The 20,855-nt window shown below is 72.4% G+C and carries 18 protein-coding genes and 1 tRNA gene; 13 read left to right on the top strand and 6 right to left on the bottom strand.

All coding sequences use genetic code 11. The features are described 5' to 3' along the window. Positions 1-159 precede the first annotated feature (159 nt). The 4 genes from FJQ56_RS21105 to hemQ are packed head-to-tail and all read left to right on the top strand — an operon-like array spanning position 160 to position 4,014. Positions 160-1,326: an LLM class flavin-dependent oxidoreductase gene (locus FJQ56_RS21105; protein ID WP_140011594.1), complete on the top strand. Its 1,167-nt coding sequence runs from the start codon at positions 160-162 to the stop codon at positions 1,324-1,326. After that, complete coding sequence (locus FJQ56_RS21110; protein ID WP_246084290.1) at positions 1,323-1,850, top strand: flavin reductase family protein; 528 nt, start codon at positions 1,323-1,325, stop codon at positions 1,848-1,850. Before FJQ56_RS21105 ends, FJQ56_RS21110 begins: the two co-directional genes overlap by 4 nt. 53 nt (positions 1,851-1,903) lie before the next feature. After that, the gene (gene hemG, locus FJQ56_RS21115) at positions 1,904-3,274 is read left to right on the top strand and encodes a protoporphyrinogen oxidase (RefSeq protein WP_140011595.1); all 1,371 of its coding nucleotides are present in this window, start codon (positions 1,904-1,906) and stop codon (positions 3,272-3,274) included. Continuing rightward, positions 3,271-4,014 (top strand): hydrogen peroxide-dependent heme synthase, encoded by a 744-nt coding sequence (hemQ, locus tag FJQ56_RS21120; RefSeq protein ID WP_140011596.1) that lies wholly within the window; start codon positions 3,271-3,273, stop codon positions 4,012-4,014. Before hemG ends, hemQ begins: the two co-directional genes overlap by 4 nt. 135 nt (positions 4,015-4,149) lie before the next feature. Here hemQ and msrB read toward each other — a convergent pair whose 3' ends face one another. Continuing rightward, positions 4,150-4,569 carry a peptide-methionine (R)-S-oxide reductase MsrB gene (gene msrB / locus FJQ56_RS21125; protein WP_140011597.1) on the bottom strand — a complete coding sequence of 140 codons (420 nt, stop codon included), beginning with the start codon at positions 4,567-4,569 and terminating at the stop codon, positions 4,150-4,152. A gap of 116 nt (positions 4,570-4,685) precedes the next feature. Between msrB and FJQ56_RS21130 the strand changes: the two genes are divergently transcribed. The 5 genes from FJQ56_RS21130 (at position 4,686) to FJQ56_RS21150 (ending at position 9,684) form a co-directional block, all read left to right on the top strand. Beyond that, a complete protein-coding gene (locus tag FJQ56_RS21130; RefSeq protein ID WP_140011598.1) occupies positions 4,686-5,774 on the top strand; it encodes a DNA polymerase domain-containing protein in 1,089 nt (362 codons plus the stop codon). Positions 5,775-5,859: 85 nt separating this feature from the next. Beyond that, positions 5,860-6,954, top strand: a complete 1,095-nt coding sequence (locus FJQ56_RS21135) for a ferredoxin reductase (RefSeq protein ID WP_246084291.1) — start codon at positions 5,860-5,862, stop codon at positions 6,952-6,954. A gap of 109 nt (positions 6,955-7,063) precedes the next feature. Continuing rightward, positions 7,064-8,290, top strand: coding sequence for a fatty acid desaturase family protein (locus FJQ56_RS21140; protein ID WP_140011599.1), 1,227 nt, complete (start codon positions 7,064-7,066; stop codon positions 8,288-8,290). Next, positions 8,287-8,595, top strand: coding sequence for a hypothetical protein (locus FJQ56_RS21145; RefSeq protein ID WP_140011600.1), 309 nt, complete (start codon positions 8,287-8,289; stop codon positions 8,593-8,595). The genes FJQ56_RS21140 and FJQ56_RS21145 overlap by 4 nt, the downstream gene beginning before the upstream one ends. A gap of 30 nt (positions 8,596-8,625) precedes the next feature. Further along, complete coding sequence (locus FJQ56_RS21150) at positions 8,626-9,684, top strand: hypothetical protein (protein WP_140011601.1); 1,059 nt, start codon at positions 8,626-8,628, stop codon at positions 9,682-9,684. Between the two features lie 9 nt (positions 9,685-9,693). On the opposite strand, the gene FJQ56_RS21155 is transcribed toward FJQ56_RS21150, so the two are convergent. Further along, entirely contained in the window at positions 9,694-10,233 is a 540-nt protein-coding gene (locus FJQ56_RS21155) for a hypothetical protein (RefSeq protein ID WP_140011602.1), read from the bottom strand. A 39-nt stretch (positions 10,234-10,272) separates the two neighbouring features. Further along, positions 10,273-11,370 carry an ATP-dependent DNA ligase gene (locus FJQ56_RS21160; protein ID WP_140011603.1) on the bottom strand — a complete coding sequence of 366 codons (1,098 nt, stop codon included), beginning with the start codon at positions 11,368-11,370 and terminating at the stop codon, positions 10,273-10,275. A gap of 48 nt (positions 11,371-11,418) precedes the next feature. On the opposite strand from FJQ56_RS21160, the gene FJQ56_RS21165 reads away from it, so the two are divergent. Then, positions 11,419-11,497 (top strand) — tRNA-Gln (locus FJQ56_RS21165). Positions 11,498-11,653: 156 nt separating this feature from the next. Here the strand turns inward: FJQ56_RS21165 and FJQ56_RS21170 are convergent. After that, positions 11,654-12,517 carry a hypothetical protein gene (locus tag FJQ56_RS21170; protein WP_170215492.1) on the bottom strand — a complete coding sequence of 288 codons (864 nt, stop codon included), beginning with the start codon at positions 12,515-12,517 and terminating at the stop codon, positions 11,654-11,656. Positions 12,518-12,658: 141 nt separating this feature from the next. Between FJQ56_RS21170 and FJQ56_RS22970 the strand changes: the two genes are divergently transcribed. From FJQ56_RS22970 to FJQ56_RS21185, 3 genes are all read left to right on the top strand, one after another. Next, positions 12,659-13,396, top strand: a complete 738-nt coding sequence (locus tag FJQ56_RS22970; RefSeq protein ID WP_170215493.1) for a collagen-like domain-containing protein — start codon at positions 12,659-12,661, stop codon at positions 13,394-13,396. Positions 13,397-13,567: 171 nt separating this feature from the next. After that, entirely contained in the window at positions 13,568-14,635 is a 1,068-nt protein-coding gene (locus FJQ56_RS21180) for an isopenicillin N synthase family dioxygenase (protein WP_140011605.1), read from the top strand. A 74-nt stretch (positions 14,636-14,709) separates the two neighbouring features. After that, positions 14,710-17,046, top strand: a complete 2,337-nt coding sequence (locus FJQ56_RS21185) for an ATP-binding protein (protein WP_140011606.1) — start codon at positions 14,710-14,712, stop codon at positions 17,044-17,046. 54 nt (positions 17,047-17,100) lie between these two features. Here the strand turns inward: FJQ56_RS21185 and FJQ56_RS22975 are convergent, their stop codons facing one another. Next, positions 17,101-19,722 (bottom strand): choice-of-anchor D domain-containing protein, encoded by a 2,622-nt coding sequence (locus tag FJQ56_RS22975; protein WP_140011607.1) that lies wholly within the window; start codon positions 19,720-19,722, stop codon positions 17,101-17,103. A gap of 267 nt (positions 19,723-19,989) precedes the next feature. After that, the gene (locus tag FJQ56_RS21195; RefSeq protein ID WP_140011608.1) at positions 19,990-20,781 is read right to left on the bottom strand and encodes an SGNH/GDSL hydrolase family protein; all 792 of its coding nucleotides are present in this window, start codon (positions 20,779-20,781) and stop codon (positions 19,990-19,992) included. Between the last annotated feature and the right edge of the window lie 74 nt (positions 20,782-20,855).

The raw sequence follows: 20,855 nt of genomic DNA on the forward strand, positions 1-20,855 counted from the left end.
CCCGTTGCACGGGCGCCCTGGGTCCGCCGAACGGCCAGCGTGGACGGTGCCGGGGGCCTGCTCTCAAAGCAGATAAAGTCACTCAAGTTAAGACCTGAGAGTCGGGCGCCTCGCCGGCACCCGACAGCTGGAGCACACCCCCGGGAAAGGACTCCACCGATGAGCACGCTGAGGTTCCACTGGTTCCTGCCGACCAACGGCGGCGACGGTCGCCAGGTCGTCGGCGGCGGCCACGGGGTCCAGGTCGGAGCCGCCGGACGGCCCGCGTCGGTGGCCTACCTGGGCCAGATCGCCCGCAGCGCGGAGCAGCTCGGCTTCGAGGCGGCCCTGACGCCCACCGGGGCGTGGTGCGAGGACGCCTGGATCTCGACCGCGATGCTCAGCCAGGTCTCCGAGCGCCTCAAGTTCCTGGTCGCGTTCCGCCCCGGCCTCACCGCGCCCTACCTCGCCGCGCAGATGGCCGGCTCGTTCCAGAACCTCACCGGCGGACGGCTGCTGCTCAACGTCGTCACCGGCGGTGAGAGCCACGAGCAGCGGATGTTCGGCGACTTCCTCGACAAGGACGGACGCTACGAGCGCTGCGGGGAGTTCCTCGAGATCGTCCGCCGCCTGTGGACCGGCGCGACGGTCGACTTCGAGGGGGCGCACTACCGGGTCGAGGACGCCGTCCTGGCGCAGCTGCCCGACCCGCTCCCCGAGATCTACTTCGGGGGGTCCTCGCCGGCGGCCGGGCTGGTCGCCGCCAAGCACGCCGACGTCTACCTCACGTGGGGCGAGCCGCCCGCCGCCGTACGCGACAAGATCGACTGGATCAGGAGGCTGGCCGCCGAGGAGGGGCGCGAGCTGCGCTACGGCATCCGCCTCCACACGATCGCGCGCGACACGTCGGCGCAGGCGTGGGCCGAGGCCGACCGGCTGCTCGCCGGCATCTCGCCCGAGGAGATCGAGCGGGTCCAGTCCGGGCTGCGCCGCAGCGAGTCCGAGGGACAGCGCCGGATGCTCGAGCTCAACCGGGGCTCCAAGGACGGCCTCGAGATCCACCCCCACCTGTGGGCCGGCATCGGTCTGGTCCGCGGGGGCGCCGGGACCGCGATGGTCGGCAGCCACGCCGAGATCGCCGACCTCGTCGAGCAGTACGCCGAGGTCGGCATCGAGGAGTTCGTCCTGTCCGGCTACCCCCACCTCGAGGAGTCCTACTGGTTCGGCGAGGGCGTGCTGCCCGAGCTCGCCCGCCGCGGGCTCTGGGAGCACCCGGCCCCGCCCGTCGCCCGGGCCGCGGCGGTGCCCTTCGGCGGGAGCGCCGGCCGCACGGGGGTCGGCTCGTGAGCTCGCGGCTGTCGGCGCTGCAGATGCCGACCAACCAGGACCTCGACCCCGCCCAGCTGCGCGCGGCGTTCGGGGTCTTCCCGACCGGCGTCGTCGCCGTGGCCGCCGAGGTCGACGGACGGCTCGTGGGGCTGGCCGCGTCGTCGTTCACCTCGGTGAGCCTCGACCCGCCGCTGGTGTCCTTCTCGATCGCCAACACGTCGAAGACGTGGCCCGACCTGCGCCGCTCCCGCCACCTCGGCGTGACGATCCTGGCCGAGCACCACGGTGACGTCTGCCGTCAGCTGGCCGGGCCCGTCGAGCACCGCTTCGACGACGTGCCGACCACGACCACCGCCGACGGTGCGGTGACCCTCGACGAGGGGCTGGCGCGCTTCGACTGCACGGTCTACCGCGAGGTCGAGGCCGGCGACCACACGATCGTCCTGCTGCTCCTGCACGGCGTCGACGCGGGCGCCGACGCCGCCGACGCGGCGTCCCCGCTGCTGTTCCACCGCAGCGGCTTCGGGTCGATGTCGCACTAGCGGTCCCTCGCTCCCGCCTCACCCGGGTGAGCACGGCTCCGTAGGCTGGCGCCATGCGGGTCGTCGTGGTGGGAGCAGGCATCGCAGGGCTCGTCGCCGCACGGGACCTCGTGGCCGCGGGGGCCGAGGTCGTCGTGCTCGAGGCCTCGGACCGGGTCGGCGGCAAGATCCGACGGGAGTCGGTCGGGGGGGTCGTCGTCGACGTCGGCGCCGAGGCGATGGTCAACCGGCGGCCCGAGGGCGTCGCCCTGGCACGCGACCTGGGCCTCGAGGTCGTCCACCCGACGTCGGCGTCGTCGCGCATCTGGACCCGCGGCGCGCTGCGACCGCTGCCGCGCACGCTGATGGGGGCGCCGCTCGACCTCGACGGGCTGGAGGCCTCCGGCATCCTCAGCGCCGAGGGCATGCTCCGCGCCCGGCAGCAGGTGACCGGGCGACCCGGTGACGACCGTGACGAGGGCGACGACGTCTCCGTCGGCGACCTGGTCGCCCACCGGTTCGGCGACGAGGTCGTCGAGCGGCTCGTCGAGCCGCTGCTCGGCGGGGTCTATGCCGGCGACGCCCGCGAGATCTCCGTGCGGGCCGCGATCCCGCAGCTGCTCGGCCTGGCCGACCAGGACCTCGTCGGTGCCGTCGCGCCGCCGGTCGTCGACGTGCCGATGTTCGCCGGCCTGGACGGCGGCATGGGCACCCTGGTCGAGCGCGTGGCCGCCGGACTCGACGTGCGCACCGGCGTCACCGTGCGCGAGGTGCGGCGGGTGTCGACCGGCTTCGACCTGGTGACCGGGCCGGTGCCGTCGCCGCTCGTCGAGCACGCCGACGCGGTGGTCCTCGCGACCCCGGCGGCCCCGGCGTCGCGGCTCCTGGCCGGCCTCGCGCCGACGGCGTCGGGCCTGCTCGCCTCGGTCGACTACGCCTCGATGGCGGTGGTCACGCTGGCCTTCCGCGAGGCCGACCTGCCGCCCGGGCTCGACGCGGCCTCGGGCTTCCTGGTCCCGCCGGTCGACGGGCGCCGGATCAAGGCCTCGACGTTCTCCTTCGCCAAGTGGGGCTGGGTCCGCGAGGCGGGCCGGGCCGCGGGGGGCGTCGTGCTGCTGCGCACCTCGCTGGGGCGGTACGGCGACGAGGTCACCCTGCAGCGCTCCGACGACGAGCTCGTCGCCGCCTCGCTCGCCGACCTGCGCGATGCCGTCGGACTGACCGCGGTGCCGGTCGACTCCTTCGTGCAGCGCTGGGGCGGCGGGCTGCCCCAGTACGTCGTCGGCCACCTCGACCGGGTCGCCCACATCCGGGCCGACCTGAGGCGCGTGCCCGGTCTCGCCGTCTGCGGGGCGGCGTACGACGGGGTCGGCGTGGCGGCCTGCATCGCCTCCGGGCACGCCGCTGCGGACGCGCTGGCGCCGCGCGCCACAATGGAGGCATGAGCGACACCGCGAGCACCCCGACCACCGACGGCCAGACCAACGCCGCCCGGCTCAAGGAGCTCAACAGCACCATCCGCTACACGATGTGGTCGGTGTTCCGGCTCGACGACGTGCTCGGCGACGGCCCCGACGGGGCCGACCGCGAGGCCGAGGGCGCCGAGATCGAGAAGCTCTTCGCCGAGCTCGCCGAGAGCGACGTGGTGGTCCGCGGCACCTACGACGTGAGCGGCCTGCGCGCCGACGCCGACGTGATGGTCTGGTGGCACGCCACCGACTCCGAGGCGCTGCAGGCGGCCTACCACCGCCTGCGTCGTACGGCGTTCGGTCGGCGGCTCGCGCCCGTCTGGTCGCAGATGGCGCTGCACCGCCCCGCCGAGTTCAACAAGAGCCACGTGCCGGCGTTCCTCGACGGCGAGCCGGCCCGCCGCCACGTCTGCGTCTACCCGTTCGTCCGCTCCTACGAGTGGTACCTCCTGCCCGACGAGGAGCGCCGCGACATGCTCAAGGAGCACGGCATGCAGGCGCGCCCCTACCCCGACGTGCGCGCCAACACCGTCTCGTCCTTCGGCCTCGGCGACTACGAGTGGATTCTGGCCTTCGAGGCCGACGACCTCCACCGCATCGTCGACCTGATGCGTGACCTGCGCGCCAGCCGCGCCCGCCGTCACGTGCGCGAGGAGATCCCGTTCTACACCGGTGCGCTGACCCCCGTCGCCGAGCTGGTCAACCGCCTGCCCTGAGCCGGACACCCCGGCGGTCGAGGTGCGAGGCCGCCCGCGGCCGAGCCTCGAGACCCCGGCGGTTGGCAGCGCCCCTCGCCAGGTCTCGAGGCTCAGGCCTGGCGGCCTTCGCACCTCGACCGACGCGGGGCTCGCTCAGCCGGCGACCGGGCCCGAGCCGTCGACCGGCTCGAGGGTCAGGCTGACCGAGTTGATGCAGTAGCGGTCTCCGGTCGGGGTGCCGTAGCCGTCGGGGAACACGTGGCCCAGGTGGGAGCCGCAGTTGGAGCAGCGCACCTCGGTGCGCTTCATGCCCAGCGTGGAGTCGTCGATGTACTCGATCGTGTCGGTGATCGGCTGGTAGAAGCTCGGCCAGCCGCACCCGGAGTGGAACTTGGTGTCGGACTCGAAGAGCTTGGCGTGGCAGGCCTTGCAGCTGTAGACGCCCTTGGTCTCGGTGTCGGTCAGCTTGCCGACGAACGCGCGCTCGGTGCCGGCCTTGCGCAGCACCTGGTACTCCTCCGGGGACAGCTCGGCACGCCATTCCTCGTCGGTCTTCTCCACCTCGTAAGCCATGCCCTCCAGCCTACGGGTGGCCGCCCAGCGGTCGGGTCGACGGCGGCGTACGAACGGCCAGGAGAGTCCCACGTCACCGACGCTAGCCCGTGACCACGAGCACTAGGGTCGTCGTCATGCCCAAGACACCGGCCGCCGAGGTGGACGCGGGAGGGCGCGCGGTGCGCGTCTCCAGCCCCGACCGGGTCATCTACGAGGCCACCGACCGCACGCCCGAGGTCACCAAGCTGATGGTGGCGGAGTACTTCGCCAGCGTCGACGACGGGTTGATGCGGGCGCTGCGCGACCGGCCGACGGCGCTGGAGCGCTGGACCTCCGGGGTGCGCGAGGGCATGAGGCTCGCCACCGGGCCGCAGGACAAGGACGCCGACGCGTTCTACCAGAAGCGCGTGCCCAAGGGCGCTCCCGACTACCTCGAGACCGTGCAGATCACCTTCCCCAGCGGTCGTACGGCGGACGAGATCTGCCCCACCGAGATCGCGGTCCCGGTGTGGTGCGCCCACATGGGCACCTTGACGTTCCACCCCTGGCCGGTGCGTCGTGCCGACGTCGACCGCCCCGACGAGCTGCGGATCGACCTCGACCCGCAGCCCGGCACGACGTTCGCCGACGCCGTTCGGGTGGCGGGCCTCGCCGACGAGCTGCTCCGCGAGCTGGGCCTGGTCGGCTACCCGAAGACCAGCGGCAACCGGGGCGTCCACGTCTACGTGCGGATCGAGCCCGAGTGGGAGTTCACCGACGTGCGGCACGCGGCGATCGGGTTGGGCCGCGAGCTGGCCCGTCGCGACGACGGCGTGACCGTCGAGTGGTGGAAGGAGGAGCGCGGCGAGCGGATCTTCGTCGACTTCAACCAGAACAACCGCGACCGCACCATCGCCTCGGCCTACTCCCTGCGCCCGCAGCCCGGCGCTCCGGTCTCCACGCCGCTGACCTGGGCCGAGCTCGCCGACCTGAAGGACCCCCGCGAGCTCAACCTCTTCACCGTGCCCGACCGGGTCGCCGACGGCGACCCGTGGGCCGACATCGACGACACGGCGTACTCGCTGCAGCCGCTGCTCGACCTGTGGGAGGAGCAGGGCGCGGTCGAGCTCAGCTTCCCGCCCGACTACCCCAAGATGCCGGGGGAGCCGCCGCGGGTGCAGCCGAGCAAGAAGGTGGCCGAGCACTGGGACGCCGACGGCACCTTCGTCGGGCCCGGCTCGTAGCCCCTGGGCTCGGCGAACGTGATTTCACCCTTGTGAGTCGCCCGACTCGTTGACGTCGTCCAGTAAACAGTTGTTCACTGAACTCGTGACGACCGACATGAGGGCGGCGGACCGCAAGGTCACGTGGGAGCGACTGCGCAAGAGCGCGGACAAGCTCACCACCCCGCTGCTTCCCGACGACTACCTGACGCTGCTCAACCCGCTGTGGAGCTCGCGCGAGCTCCGGGGCCGGGTCGAGGAGGTCATCCCCGAGACCGACGACGCCGCCACCCTGGTGATCCGGCCCGGCTGGGGCTGGCGCTACCAGCACCGTCCCGGTCAGTACGTCGGCATCGGGGTCCAGGTCGACGGCAAGTTCCACTGGCGCTCCTACTCGGTCAGCTCGCCGCCGAAGCGCTCGGGACGCAACCTCGCGATCACGGTCCGTGCGATGCCCGAGGGCTTCTTGTCCACCCACCTCGTCAACGGCCTCGAGCCCGGCACGATCGTCCGCCTGGCGACGCCCAACGGCGACTTCGTGCTGCCCGACCCGCCGCCGGCCAAGTCGCTCTTCCTCGTCGGCGGCAGCGGCATCACGCCGGTGATGTCGATGCTGCGCACCCTCGACCGCCGCGACACGATGAGCGACGTCGTCCTGCACTACGCCTCGACCACGCCGGAGCGGATGATCTTCCGCGACGAGCTGCGCGAGCTCCACGCCAAGCACCCCAGCCTCACGGTGCACGAGTGGTTCTCCGACGACCAGGGGATCTTCAGCCTCGCCGACCTGGACGACGCGATCCCCGACTGGCGTGAGCGCGAGACGTGGGCCTGCGGGCCGGCGCCGATGCTCGACGCGGTCGAGGAGCACTGGGCGAGGGCCGACCTCGAGGACGCGCTGCACATCGAGCGGTTCTCCCTGCAGGTCGGCACCGACGGGGGAGAGGGCGGCACGATCACCTTCCAGAACTCCGGTCGCGAGGCCGAGGTCGACGGCGCCACCACCGTCCTCGAGGCCGGCGAGAAGGCCGGCGTCGGCATGCCCTACGGCTGTCGCGTCGGCATCTGCCACACCTGCACCGTCACCAAGATCTCCGGGACCGTGAAGGACCTGCGCAACGGCGACGAGTACGACCAGCCCAACGAGCAGGTGCAGACCTGCGTCACCGTCCCGGTCGGCGCCTGCACCCTCGGCATCTGATCCACCGGGTCTCGACAGGCTCGACCACCGGGTCTCGACAGGCTCGACCACCGAAAGCTCGACCACCGGGTCTCGACAGGCTCGACCACCGACAACGAAGGGAGACGCCGTGGCCATCTCGGACGTCAAGGAGTACACCCACCTCACCACCGAGGACGTGGAGGCGATCGGACGCGAGCTCGACGCGATCCGCGAGCGCGTCGAGGAGGCCCGCGGGGCCGCCGACGCGGCGTACATCCGCCGGGTGATCCGCACCCAGCGCTGGATGGCGGCCGCGGCGCGCCTCGGCATGGTCGTCAGCTCGCCGCTCGAGGCGAGGTACCGCCGCCCGATCCTCGCAGCCAGCGCGGTCTCGCTCGGCCTGGCCAAGATCCTGGAGAACATGGAGATCGGCCACAACGTCATGCACGGTCAGTGGGACTGGATGAACGACCCCGAGATCCACTCCTCGTCGTGGGAGTGGGACACCGCCCAGCCGGCCGAGCAGTGGAAGCACAGCCACAACTACATCCACCACCAGTTCACCAACGTCCTGGGCTTCGACAACGACATCGGCTACGGGATCCTGCGGATGGCCCGGGAGCAGAAGTGGCACCCCCACTACCTCGGGCAGCCGGTCTTCAACGCACTGCTCGCCGGTCTCTTCCAGTGGGGCGTCGCCCTGCACGACCTCGACCTCGAGGCGATCCGCACGGGCAAGAAGGACCCGGTCGAGATGAAGCGCCAGCTCAAGCAGATCGGCAAGAAAGGGCTCAACCAGGCGCTGAAGGACTACCTCGTCTACCCGGCGCTCAGCGGCCGGCAGTGGAAGTCGACCCTCAAGGCCAACGTGGCGTCCAACGTCATGCGCAACCTGTGGGCCTACATGATCATCTTCTGCGGCCACTTCCCCGACGGTGCCCTGCACTTCACCGAGGAGGAGCTCGAGGACGAGACCCGCGCCGAGTGGTACCTGCGCCAGATCCTCGGCACCGCCAACTTCGAGGGCAGCAAGCTGCTGCACATCATGAGCGGCAACCTGGGCTACCAGATCGAGCACCACCTCTACCCCGACCTGGTCAGCAACCACTACGGCGAGATCTCCCCCGAGATCCGCGCGCTGTGCGACAAGTACGGCATCCCCTACACGACCGGGCCCCTGCACAAGCAGTACGGCCAGGTGCTCCGCACGATCCACAAGCTCTCGCTGCCCAACAGGTTCACCAAGGACGACCGGCCGCCGACCGGTGAGGGCGTCACGATCGAGCAGAGCGAACGGGTGCGTCACGAGGACACCCACGACCGCCGTCCCGAGCTGGGCGGCTGGTCGCGCTCCAAGGCCGACGCGCGCGCGTGAGCGAGCCCTTCGCCTGGGAGGAGGGCGCGCTGGTCCGGCGCAAGGTGACCCAGTGTGCGTTGTCCCGCATCTGTGGGGGTTGCGGGACACCACTGGGGCGCCCGATCGCCTTCGTCGGCACGGCCACGGAGGTGGCGCGCAACGAGTTCCACGCGCCGCCGCTGCACGCGACCTGCGCCGATGACGTACGCCGGGAGCTCGAGCCGACGTGGGAGGTCGTGCTCACCGCCGGCTTCGAGTTCGTCCGGCCCGCAGCGCACGACCTCGACCCCTCGGTGAGGTTCGTGCCCAACAGCCTGCTGTGACCCTCCGGGGACTCCGCTAGCCTCGCCCGCGTGAACAAGGTCGTGGTCGTCGCCGGTCCGGGTCGCAGTGGCACCAGCGCGCTGGCCGGGATCCTGAGCCATCTCGGGACCCGCGTGTCCCGACCTCATCTGCCGGCCGACGAGCGCACCGACCAGCCGTCCTTCGAGACCAAGTGGGTCGTCGAGCACCACCTGGCACTGATGCGCCGCGACCCGCTGGTCCGGGCCCTCGACACGCGACCGGGCGCCGCCGACCTCGCTCGTCGGCTCACGACCGCCGAGGACGAGGTGGCGCTCAACCACTGGCTCGGTGGTGTCCTCCACGACGCGCCCACCGGTCAGGTGGTCGTCAACGACCCGAGGGCGTTCTGGTTCCACGACCACTGGACCTCCGTGGTCGACCGCCTGGGCGCCGACCTCGGCTACCTCGTGCTGCTGAGCGACCCGGTCGGTTTCGTCCGGGCCCGCGACGTCCTCAAGGACGACGCCGACCGCGACCCGGGCTCGCGCCGACAGCGCGACACCGCCTTCCTCGCCGAGTGGGTGCACTCCCTGCTGGTGGTGGAGGAGTCGACGCGACAGGACGTCCGTGCCTTCGTGCGCCACGCCGACCTGCTCGCCGACTGGCGGCCGGCGGTGTCCGCACTGGCTGAGCGGGTGGGGCTGGCCCTCGACCTCGAGGGCGGGGGCGCCGCCGTCGACGACCTGGTCGGGTCCGTACCCGCCGAGAGCACCCCGGGCTGGGACGAGGTCGACGTCCCCGACACGCTGCGCGACATCGCCGTCCGGCTGTGGGAGCAGCTCGGTCGGCTCGCCGACGACCCGGCCGACCCGTCGGTCCCCGAGGCCCTGGCGGTGCTGCGCACCGACTACGACCGGGTCTTCGACCACGCACTCGGCGTGGCCACCGACCACACCGCGACCCGCGAGATGTACGTCGGGCGTCGGACCCGCGCGTCGGTGACCTCCAAGTTCGAGTCGCAGATCGCCGAGCTCGAGCAGCAGCTCGAGGAGGCCCGGGGCGGCAGGGGCGACGACGAGGCCGACGACCGCTCGCGTGGCGGCCTCGGCAGCCGCTGGCGCGGCTGAGCGGATCGCTCAGGCGCCGCTGATCCCGTCGGGGCCGGCGGCCTGCTCGTCGAAGGTCTCGTGCTCGAGCAGGTGCAGCACCGGCACGTCGAGGTGGCGCCGCGCCTTGGAGGCCCAGTCGAGCCGGAACAGCTCGGCGACCACGTGGGGCTGGGTCAGGATGATCGTCTCGCGACCGTCGACCTCCTTGACCTTGGCGACCAGCTCGTCGATGGGCGACCCGGTCACCAACGTGCTGCTGGCGACCGTGGCGCCGGCCGACTCGAGCGCGGCGACGGTCGCGGTGAGGTCGGCCTCGGACCGCTCCTGGCAGTCCTCGCGCACGGCCTCGAGGTCGACCGCGTCCATCGGGGTCTGCGGGGAGGCGAGCAGCTCGCTGCCCGACAGCGAGCCGAGCGACGCCTCGACGCGCGCCGCGGCGTCGTCCAGCGGCAGCAGCACGTGATAGGTCACCGGGTCGTCGAGCCCGTCGTGCAGCGAGCGCACCTGGCGCGCGTCCTGCTCGGTCAGCGCCTGCTCCACGAGCAGGACGACGTCGTAGTCAGCCATGTCCCCACCCTCTCACCCGTGATCGGGACCCGGTCACCCTCATCCGCCCAGGACCTCGGCGAGGTCGTAGCCGACGGGCTGCTCGAGCTGGTCGTAGCCGCACGACTCGGGGTCGCGGTCCTCGCGCCACCGCTTGAAGTGGGCGGTGTGCCGGAAGCGCCGACCCTCCATGGCGTCGTACTTGACCTCGAGCACGCGCTCGGGTCGCAGCGGCGTGAACGACAGGTCCTTGCCCTGGCTCCAGCGGCTCTGGGTGCCGGGGATGCGGTCCGGGTTGGCGGTGAGGAACTCCTGCCACCGGCCCCACGGGTGCTCCTCGATCGGGCAGACCAGCGGCTGCAGCTCCTCGATCAGCTCCGCGCGACGCTTGGCGGTGAAGCTGGCGCTGACCCCGACGTGCTGCAGCCCGTCGTCGGTGTAGAGACCGAGCAGCAGGCTGCCGAGCAGTGGGTGCTCGGGGGTGCTCGTCTTGTGCTCGCGGTAGCCGGCCACCACGACGTCGGCGGTGCGCTCGTGCTTGATCTTCATCATGGTCCGCCCGCCCTCGGAGTACGGCGCCCCGAGCGGCTTGGCGATGACTCCGTCGAGCCCCGCGCCCTCGAACTGGTGGAACCAGCGCTCGGCGACGACCGGGTCGTCGGTCGTCCGGGTCAGGTAGCAGGGACCGGTGAGGCCCTCCAGCGCCCCGACGAGGGCCGCTCGCCGCTCGACGAACGGCCGGTCGACGTACGACTCGTCGCCCAGGGCCAGCAGGTCGAACGCCACGAAGCTGGCCGGGGTCTTCTCCGACAGCATGCTGACGCGCGAGGCCGCCGGGTGGATGCGCTCCTGCAGCACCTCGAACTCCAGCCGCGCGCCGACCGCGACGAAGATCTCGCCGTCGAGCACGCAGCGTGCGGGCAGCTGCTCGCGCGCGGCGGCCACGAGCTCGGGGAAGTAGCGGGTCAGCGGCTTGGTGTTGCGGCTGGTGAGCTCGACCTCGTCGCCGTCCTTGAAGACCAGGCAACGGAAGCCGTCCCACTTGGGCTCGAAGCTCAGGCCGGTGATGCCGCCGGCGGTGTGCTTGGCGGGGTCGGGCACACCCGCGACCGCCTTGGCCAGCATCGGCTGCACGGGTGGCATCACGGGTAGGTCCACGTGGCTACCTAATCACGGGGCCCGACGCCCTACCCTGGTCCCACACATTCCCCGGTTGGTCTGCCGGCAGGGCCCGCCTGACTTTGAATCAGGACTAGCGACGATGGTTCGACTCCATCCCGGGGAGCTGGTGCCCACGCGCCGGGCGATCGGTGGTCGTGTCGGCGGAGGGGCGGCTCCGAGCGCAGCCGGCCCGCCCCAGGACGGAGCAGGGCCGGCCGTGAGACGGTCCAGAGGTCCCGGCACACGTCGGGTGACGCGGCCGGCCCGATGTCGGCAGCGATCAGCCGGCGAAGGCCTTGAAGCGGCCGTTCCGGGGCGTGGCGAGCAGAGGTGCCGGCTCGTCTCCCGGCGTACCGGTGCCCGTCAGGTCGACCGTGAGGGTCTGGTCGCCGGCGAAGAACTTGACGGTGGTGCTCTGAGGTCCGGTGCCCTGCGGGGCGAAGGTCACCGAGAAGGTGCAGGAGCTTCCGGCGGGGATGGGCGCGAGGCAGGTGAAGTCCTCCGCCGGGGCGCCGAAGTCGAACGCGAAGCTGGGGTTGCCGCCGGGGTCGCCCCCGGTGTCGGCGACCTCGTCGGTGTGGTTCGTGACGCGGAACGTCATGGTGCTGGAGGCTCCGACGGCCACCTCGCCGTAGTCGTAGGACGACGGGTCGACCTCGAACGGCGCCTGGGCGATGGTCACGGTGGCGTTGGACAGCCGGCACACCTGGGAGCCGAGCGGGCCGAGGCAGGCGCGCACGGCGTAGCGGCCGGCGGGTGCCTTGGCCGGCGCCAGCCCGGTCGTCCGCACCGTGGCCCGTGCGCCGGGAGCGAGGGACGGCGTCCGGGCCGTGGTCAAGCCGTAGGTGCCGGCGGCACCGGCGAGGTAGAGCCGGAGGGTGCGCCGGGGCTGGCGGGTGGGGCTCGTGCTGCGCACGACGAGGCTGGTCCGCACCTGGGTGCCGGCGGGGACGGCGGTGCTGGCGGCGTAGACCTGGGTCACTCGGACCTGGTGCACCGCGGCAGACGGCTCGGCGGACAGGGCCGGGGCGGACGGGGCGAGGACCGCGCCACCCGCGGCGAGGACGGCCAGCGTCACGAGGGCGGAGTGCCCTGCGGAGTGCGGCCGGCGGTGCCGGATGACGGGGCGGGAGGAGGCGATCACGGGGTCAGGGGACCACACGGACCGGTGCGTCGTCCGCGTTTCGTCGATGTTGCCTGCGCACTCACGCACGCACCGACCGGGCGCGGGCAGCAGCTCGGACAATCACCGGACGGTGCGCCGTTCGGCTCCTAGGGTGCGGACATGACCCTGCGCCAGCACCTGCCGACCCTCGCCCTCTGCTCGGCCACCGTGGTCCTGGCCGTGGCCGGTGGCGCCACGGCGGCCACGGTGGTGACCGGCGCCGACATCAAGAACGGCACGATCACCTCGATCGACGTCAAGGACCGCAGCGTCGGGGTCGTCGACCTCAGCACCGCGGCCCGGGCCTCGCTGCGCGGGGCGACCGGGCCGAGGGGCACCGCCGGACCGGCCGGCCCCCAGGGCGACACCGGTGACGCGGGTCCGGCCGGCGACCCGGGGCCGGTCGGCCCGACCGGACCGACCGGACCGCAGGGCGAGACAGGACCGCAAGGTGAGACCGGACCGCAGGGTGCGGCTGCGCCGCTGGTCGAGGTACTGGACTCCACCCTCGGCTTCGACTCGGGGAAGCGGTTCGTGTTCGACGACGGCGGCGCCTACGTCAGCTGCGCCGCCAACACCCCCTCGAACTACGGAGCGATCAGCCTGGAGACCGACGGCCAGCCGGCGTTCTCGGGTACCGCGGTCAGCGCGGGGTCCGGGCAGCCGGCGGGGCAGTACCCCGTGATCAACAGCTTCGTGCGGGCCTACGCACCCTCGACCGTCACCTTCACGATGACCGCGGCCGCCACGTCCGACCGGCCCACCCTGGTGGCGGCGGGCACCGTCGCGGTGACCGCGAACGGGTGCCGGGTCCAGATGACCCTGACGAGGGCGACCCCGATGGTCGAGATCGGCTGACCCGGGCCCGCTTCGCGGCCCAGGACCGTTCACGCCGACGAAACGCGTCGGCCCTAGGCTCGCGACGTCGCTCGAGTTCAACAGGACACCAGCTCACCCGCACCACGTGAGCCGGAGACGGACACCTCCGAGCGGCGTACGCATCGTCCGTTTCCCGAGCAGGAGTCCACCATGACCACCACGTCCCACAGCGCCATCCCGTTCCACGTCCCCGTCGTCGACATCTCGGCCTACGTCGGTGCCGGCACCGACGACGAGCGGGCGGAGGTCGCGACGGCGGTCGACGCCGCCTGCCGCGAGGTCGGCTTCATGCAGGTCCTCGGCCACGGGATCGCCCCGGAGGTGGTCGCGGGACTCGCGACCGCGATGGACGGCTTCTTCGGCATGCCCCCCGACGACAAGCGGCGGTGGATCCGCCCCGGTGGCGAGAACCGCGGCTACACGCCACCGCGGTCGGAGTCGCTCAGCCTGAGCCTCGGCGTCGAGTCGGCGACCCGGATGAACGACTTCTTCGAGGCCTTCAACGTGGGCCGGGCGGTCAGCGACTACCCGGGCGCGACCCTCCTGGAGGAGCACTACGCCGAGAACACCTGGCCCGACGTCGCCGGCTTCGAGCCCCACGTCACGGCGTACGTCGAGGAGGCGGGCCGGGTCGCGACCACCATGACGACGATCTTCGCCGACGTCCTCGGGCTGGCCCCCGACTTCTTCGACACCATCGCCGACCACTCGATCGATGTGCTGCGGATGAACAACTACGCCCTGCCCGAGGGCACCCGGGTCGACCTCGACGGCGACCTCACGGGTATGGGCGAGCACACGGACTTCGGCATCGTCACCGTGCTCTGGGCCGACCAGGTGCGGGGGCTCCAGGTGCTCGGCGGCGACGGCGGCTGGTACGACGTCCTGCCGGCCGACGGTGCGCTGCTCATCAACCTCGGCGACCTGACCGCCCGGCTCACCAACGAGCGCTGGCTCTCGACGCTGCACCGGGTCAAGCCTCCGCTGGTGGACGGCACCGTCGAGCGCCGCCGCTCGGCCGCGTTCTTCCACGACGGCAACGCCGAGGCGGTCGTCGGACCGCTGGCGTCCTGCGTCGATGCCGAACACCCCGCGCTCTACGACCCCGTCTCGGTCGACGAGCACATCCGGGCCAAGCTCGCCGGCTCGCGGGCCGGCGTACGCAACGACGCGGCCCACCGCGAGGCCGCCCGGGTGCGGGCGTCGGGCGCGGTCTAGACAGCACTGCTGTCACGGTCCGGCAATTCAGCCGATCTCACCCTTTCGGGGGACCGACCCGTGACGATGGGCCCGTGGACCACGGCGCCGTCGACCAAGGTGCCCCCGACCAGATCACCGTCGATCGGGTCACCGTCGACCGGGTCGAGCATCGCCGCACGCTGCGCCGCGCCGCCGCCGGATCGCTGGTCCTGGGGCTGATGGCCCTGTCGAGTGGGTTCGTGTGGGCTGCGGACGTGTCCCGGGACGCGTCCGCGCTCGCGGGGCGGACACTCGACACGCGCGCCACCGCCGTCGAGGACGCCGCCGAGGCCGAGGTCGCACGCTACAGCGACGCCCTCGAGCTGGTCGCGGCGGCCCTCGGCTCGGTGACCGGGGTCGACGCCGACGCCTTCGACACCGCGGCGGCGCCCCTGGACGGCATGGACCTCGCGGGCGCGACGTCGCTGGCGTTCCTGGCCCCACCGGTGACCGACGGGCGACTGGCGCGCTTCCAAGCCGCCTGGCGCACCCGCGGGTCGACCGGCCTCGAGCTCGACCCGGTGGCGGCTGAGACGACCCACGTGTTCGCCGTGCTGAGCAGGCCGCTGGACGGCAGCAGCCAGCGGCGCACCGGGGTCGACGTGGTCGGTGCGCCTGCGCCGTACGCCGCGCTGCGCGAGGCGCAGCGCTCGGGGCGGGTCTCCATCTCCGACGCCTACCAGCTGATCATCGACCAGGGCCTCCCGGAGTCCGAGCGCCAGACCTCGTTCTCCGTGGTCGCGCCGGTGGTGCGGCACGACCGCCTCGTGGGCTGGGTCCTGATGGGGGTGCGGGGCCGCGACTTCCTCGGTGGGGTGCTCGCCCAGGCGGCGGAGGGGCGCGTCGACGTGAGGCTGATGGCCGCCGACACCGCCGGGGTCGACCTCACCGTGGCCGCGGTGTCCGCCGCCGACGGGCCCGGCTCGGGGGCGGACCACCACCGGCGCACGATCGGTATGACGGTCGCCCAGCACACGTGGACCCTCGAGGTCTCCGCCAGCACCCCAGCCCTGATCGGGAACATCCACTACCGCCCGCTCGCGATCCGGGTCATCGCCGTGATCCTCGCCCTGCTCGTCGCCGGGTTGTGGTGGGTGGTCGCGTCGAGCCGCGCCCGGTCACGCGCCGAGATCGCGGCGGCCACCCGCGACCTCGCCCTGGCCGAGGCCGCCGCGCGCCGCCAGGCGACGCTGCTGGACACGATGCTCGAGACGATCGACCAGGTCGGGGTGACCGTGGTCGACGCGGACGGCACCTTCCTGATGCACTCCCGCGCGGCACGCCAGATCCTCGGGGTCGAGACCGAGCCCGTCGCCGGCGACGGGCCGGAGGCGTGGCAGCGACACTACGGCATCTTCACCCTCGACGGCGCGCCGTTCGCCCAGGACGAGATGCCGCTGGTGCGAGCCCTGGCCGGCGAGCCCACCGACGACGTGGAGATGCTGATCCGCAACGCCACCCATCCCCAGGGCGCCCAGATCGTGGTGTCAGGTCGTCCGATCGAGCTGGCACAGCAGCGCCCGGGGGCCTTGGCGTTCTACCGCGACGTCACGGCCGACCGTCACCAGCAGGCGGAGCAGGCGGCGTTCGCCGGGATGGTCGCCCACGACCTCAAGAACCCCCTGGCCCTGGTCCTGGGCTGCCTGGAGCTCGTCGGCGACGGCGTCGACCAGCTCGTGGGTCCCGCCGACGTCGTGGGCACCGTCGCCGTCTACCTCGACAAGGCGTCCGCCGCCGCCGCCCGGATGGCGGGGCTGATCGACGACCTCCTCGCCTACACCTCGGCCAGCGACACCTCGCTCGACCTCGCCGACGTCGACCTCGGCGAGCTCGTGCGCGACGCCCTCGCCGAGGTCGTCGCCGGTCACCTCGCGACGTGCCGGTCGGCCGGCCGCGAGCCCCTCGCGCCGCTGGTGCACGTCGGGGAGCTGCCGACCGCCCGGTGCGACCCCGAGCGGATGCGCCAGGTCGTCGCCAACCTCGTCGGCAACGCACTCAAGTACGCCCGCCCCGGGACCCGGCCCGTCGTCGAGGTGACCGCCGAGGTGGACGACGAGCACGGCGTGACGCGGATCTTCGTGGCCGACCGGGGCATCGGCATCGAGCCCGAGCTGCGGACCGAGGTCCTCAAGCCCTTCGTGCGGACCCCGACGACGGTCGCCGACCAGACGACGTACCCCGGGACCGGGCTCGGTCTGGCCATCTGCCAGCGCATCGTCGAGCGTCACGGGGGCCGACTGCTCCTACGCCCCAACCCGGGCGGCGGCACCGTGGCCGTCATCGACCTGCCGGTCCCGGATCCCGACCCGCAGCCCGGCGCGGCCGGGCCCGATCACTCGCGGCGGACCTACCGGTCGACGGCGTACGTCGACACCGTGGCCTCGCCCTGACACGACGAAGGCCCCGCCCCCAGCGGGGACGGGGCCTACGGCGCTGTTAGACCCTCACTCGCGGCGTACGACGACCTTGCCGCCGCGCAGCGCGACCGACGTCGGCATCGACGACGGTGACGACACGGACGGCGCGGTCCCCCGGGCGGGGACCCCGGTGCCCAACAGCAGCGAGGACGTGTTGAAGTTGGTGCCGCCGGCGGTCAGCGTGGTGTTGAACGAGCCCACGGACTGCGGCTTGAAGGACAGTGTCATCGTGCACCAGCGGTGGGGCTGGATGGTCGAGATGATCAGCACGCAGGTGAAGTCCTGGTTGAGCTCGAGCGGGAACGGCGGTCCGCTGCTCGCCGAGTTCATGTCCTCTCCGTTGTCCGTGGTGTTGACGACGCGGAAGGTGAAGTACGCCGCGCCGCCCACGGGGACCGCGCCGTAGTCGTAGGTCGCCGGGTAGAGGGTGACGCCCGCGGGCGCCCCGAGCCCGACGAGGGAGGCGGTGGCACCGGGGGCTCCGTTGACCGTGAGGGTCGCCGACCTGTCTCCGAGCGCGACCGGAGCGAACTCGAGGGTCACCGTGCAGCTGGCGCCGCCGGCGAGGGTGGTGGGGCAGTCGGTGCTGTCGACGGCGAACACGGCCGCGTCGGGCCCGGTGATCGCGAGGCCCACGGTCGAGGAGTCCTGGGTGCCGGTGTTGGTGACGGTCACCTGCTGGGTGCCGGTGTCGCCGGGGGTGTAGGCCCCGAAGTCCACGGTCGAGGTGCTGAGGGAGAACGTGGCCGGGGTCAGGCCGGTGCCGGTGAGCTCGACCTGGGCCTGGGCGCCCTGCGCGAAGTAGTCGATGGAGCCGGTGGCGGGCCCGGAGCTGGAGGGGGCGAAGCGCGCGGTGAAGGTGCACGTGTCGCCGGCGGGGATGGTGACGGTGAAGCAGCTGTCGTCGATCGTGAACGGTCCGGTGGTGCCCTCCCCGTCGACCTGGACCGCGGTGAGGCGGTGGTTGGTGAGGGTGAAGGACTGGGGGTCGCTGGTGTCGCCGACCGGGATGCCGCCGAAGTTGTAGGTGGTGGGGGCGATGGTCAGGGCCAGGGGGCTGCCGGTGAGGTCGGCGGTGACGGTGCCGCCGGGGGTGGCGGTCACGGACAGCTGGGCGGTCTGCTGGTCGGTCCCGGTGCCGGTGTAGGTGACCTCGACGGTGCAGGTGGCGTCACCGGCCAGGGCGGTGGTGCAGGTGTTGGTGGTGATGGTGAAGGCGGTGTCGCCGGTGAGGTCGACGGTCGGGACGCCGGTGGGGGTGTCGCCGTCGTTGGTGATGGTGAAGGTGTGCTGGCTGGCGGCGCCGGTGTAGCCGTAGTCGTAGGCGGTGTCGTCGATGGACAGTGCGGGTTCGGTCTGTCCGAGGCCGGTCAGGTCCGAGGTGGTGGTGGCGCCGGGGGTGGCCGAGGCGGTGAGCGAGGCGGTGGCCTCACCGGCGGCGGTGGGGGCGAACAGGACGTCGATCGAGCAGGACGCACCGGCGGGCAGGGCGGCGGTGCAGGCGTTGTCGTCGATGGTGAACTGCGCGGCGTCATCCCCGGTCAGGGCGATGGTGGGGGTGCCGGTGGTGACGTCACCGTCGTTGGTCAGGGTGAAGGTCCGGGCCTCGGACTGCTGGCCGATCACGGTAGCGGGCAGGGCGGCCGTGGCGGGGTCGAGGCTGAGCTCGGCGGGGGCCAGGCCGGTGCCGGCCAGTTCGGCGGTCGTGGTGCCGCCGGGGGTGGCGCTCACGGTGAGGTCGGTGGTGGCCGCGCCACGGGTGGTGGGGGTGAAGGTGGCGGTCACGGTGCACGTCGCACCGGGGGCCAGGGCGGCGGTGCAGGTGGTGGTGGTGACGTTGAACTCGGTGGAGCCGCCCAGGGAGACCACCGGGACGCCGGAGGGCAGGTTGCCGGTGTTGGTCACGGTGAAGGTGACCGGCTCGGAGGTGGCATCGAGGAGGGTGTCGTCGTACAGGGCGCTGTCGGGGCTGATGCTCAGCGTGGCGGCGCCCAGGCCGGTGCCGGTCAGGCCGATCGAGGCGATCCCGCCGCGGGGGCTGGAGGCGATCAGGTTGCTGGCGGCCTCACCGGGGGTGGTGGGGGCGTAGGTGACCTTGACCCGGCAGGAGTCGCCGGGGTCCAGGGAGGACCCGCAGGTCGAGGACTGCGCGGTGAAGGCGGGGTCGCCGTTGAAGGACACGGTGACGGTGCCGGAGGTGGCGTGGCCGCGGTTGGTGATGGTGACCTCCTTGGTCGAGGTCTCACCGACCGGGACCTGACCGAAGGCCAGGGTGCTGGGGGAGGCGGCCAGACGGGCGGCGCCGATGGTGATGCTGGGGCTGGAGTCGCGGCACGACTGGGACCCGATGGGGCCCAGGCAGGCGCGTAGTGCGTAGCGTCCGGCGGGCACGCGCAGCGGTGCGGTGGTGGTGTCACGCACGGTGGCGCTCTTGGACGGGGCCAGGGAACCCACGCTGGTCGTGGCCAGTCCGTAGGTCGTGGTGCCGTCGGTGAGGTAGAGCCGGACCGAGCGGGTCGGCTGGCGTACGCCGCTGACGTTCTTGACCGTCACGCTGGACTTGACCGTCGTGCCGGTGGTGGTCGCGGTGCTGGTGGCGTAGGCCGCGGTCACCCGCAGCTGGTAGGTCGGCTGGGGGTCGGCGGGCATGGCCTGCGCACCTGGTGCGAGGACCGCGTTACCGGCCACGAGGAGGGTCAGAGCAAGAAGGGCGAACAGGCCCTGGGAGAGGCGACTACGGCGCGGTCGTGCGGAGGGAGGTGGCGGGGTCATAGCAGGATGGGAGCACGGATTCGAAGGCCCCGCTGACGTTTCGGCAATTTTTGTGTCGAATGGGTCAGACCGGGCAATTTTCGTGTCTTGGTGCCCGGTCTCGGGTGAGCCAGACCAGTCCAGCGGCCTGGACATCTACGCGTCCTACGCCTCGTCCGCCGCGTCCGCCTCGACCGGCCGTAGGTCGGGCCGCTTGCAGACCGCCCTCGCACGGGGAGGGGCGTGGCGGTGCACGACCTGCCCGGTGAGCCAGGGGCCGAGGAACGTGCGGGCCCAGCCGAGCTCACCCAGCACCAGGCGCACCGGGCCCAGCCGGGACGGATCGACCTCGGCCCACCGCTCGTCGCTGCCCGGGACGTCGAGGAGCCACGCCATCCCCTCGGCGACGCGTCGGTGGCCCTCGGCGGAGCCGTGGATGCGGTCGTGGCTCCACAGCTCGCGGGCCGCCCCCAGGGGCTGTCCGGCCAGCTCGAGCGTGGGCACGTCGTAGCGCTGGTGCAGCGCGCGCAACCGGTCGTGGAACACCCGCTGGCGACCGGCCAGCCACCCCATGGCCGGCAGCATCTTGGCGATGTCGGGGTTGGTCATCGACACCACGTGAGCGCCGGACTCCTGCAGCCCCGCGATCGTCGTCTCGATGTCGGCGAGCGTGGCCGTGACGTCGTAGTCGTGGCGGAGCAGGTCGTTCATGCCCACCGCGACGCTGGCGAGGTCGGGGGAGAGGTCGATCGCCCGGGGCAGCTGCACCTCGCGCACGTGACGTGCCCGGCACCCACGCACCGCCAGGTTGGCGTAGTGCAGACCCGGACTGGTGGTCCCGGCGAGCCGGGCGGCGAGCCGGTCGGCCCAGCCGCGGGGAGTCCCGTCCGGCGCCAGGTCGTTGAGGCCCTCGGTCTGGCTGTCGCCCAGGGCGACGTACCGGGACCAGGACGCCATCCTCGGACCGTACTCCGTGCCGTCCTCCGCGCCGCCCGGGAGGCGTCGGCCACCAACCTGTCCTAGTGTGACCC

Source organism: Nocardioides plantarum (assembly GCF_006346395.1).
GTDB classification, from domain to species: domain Bacteria; phylum Actinomycetota; class Actinomycetes; order Propionibacteriales; family Nocardioidaceae; genus Nocardioides; species Nocardioides plantarum.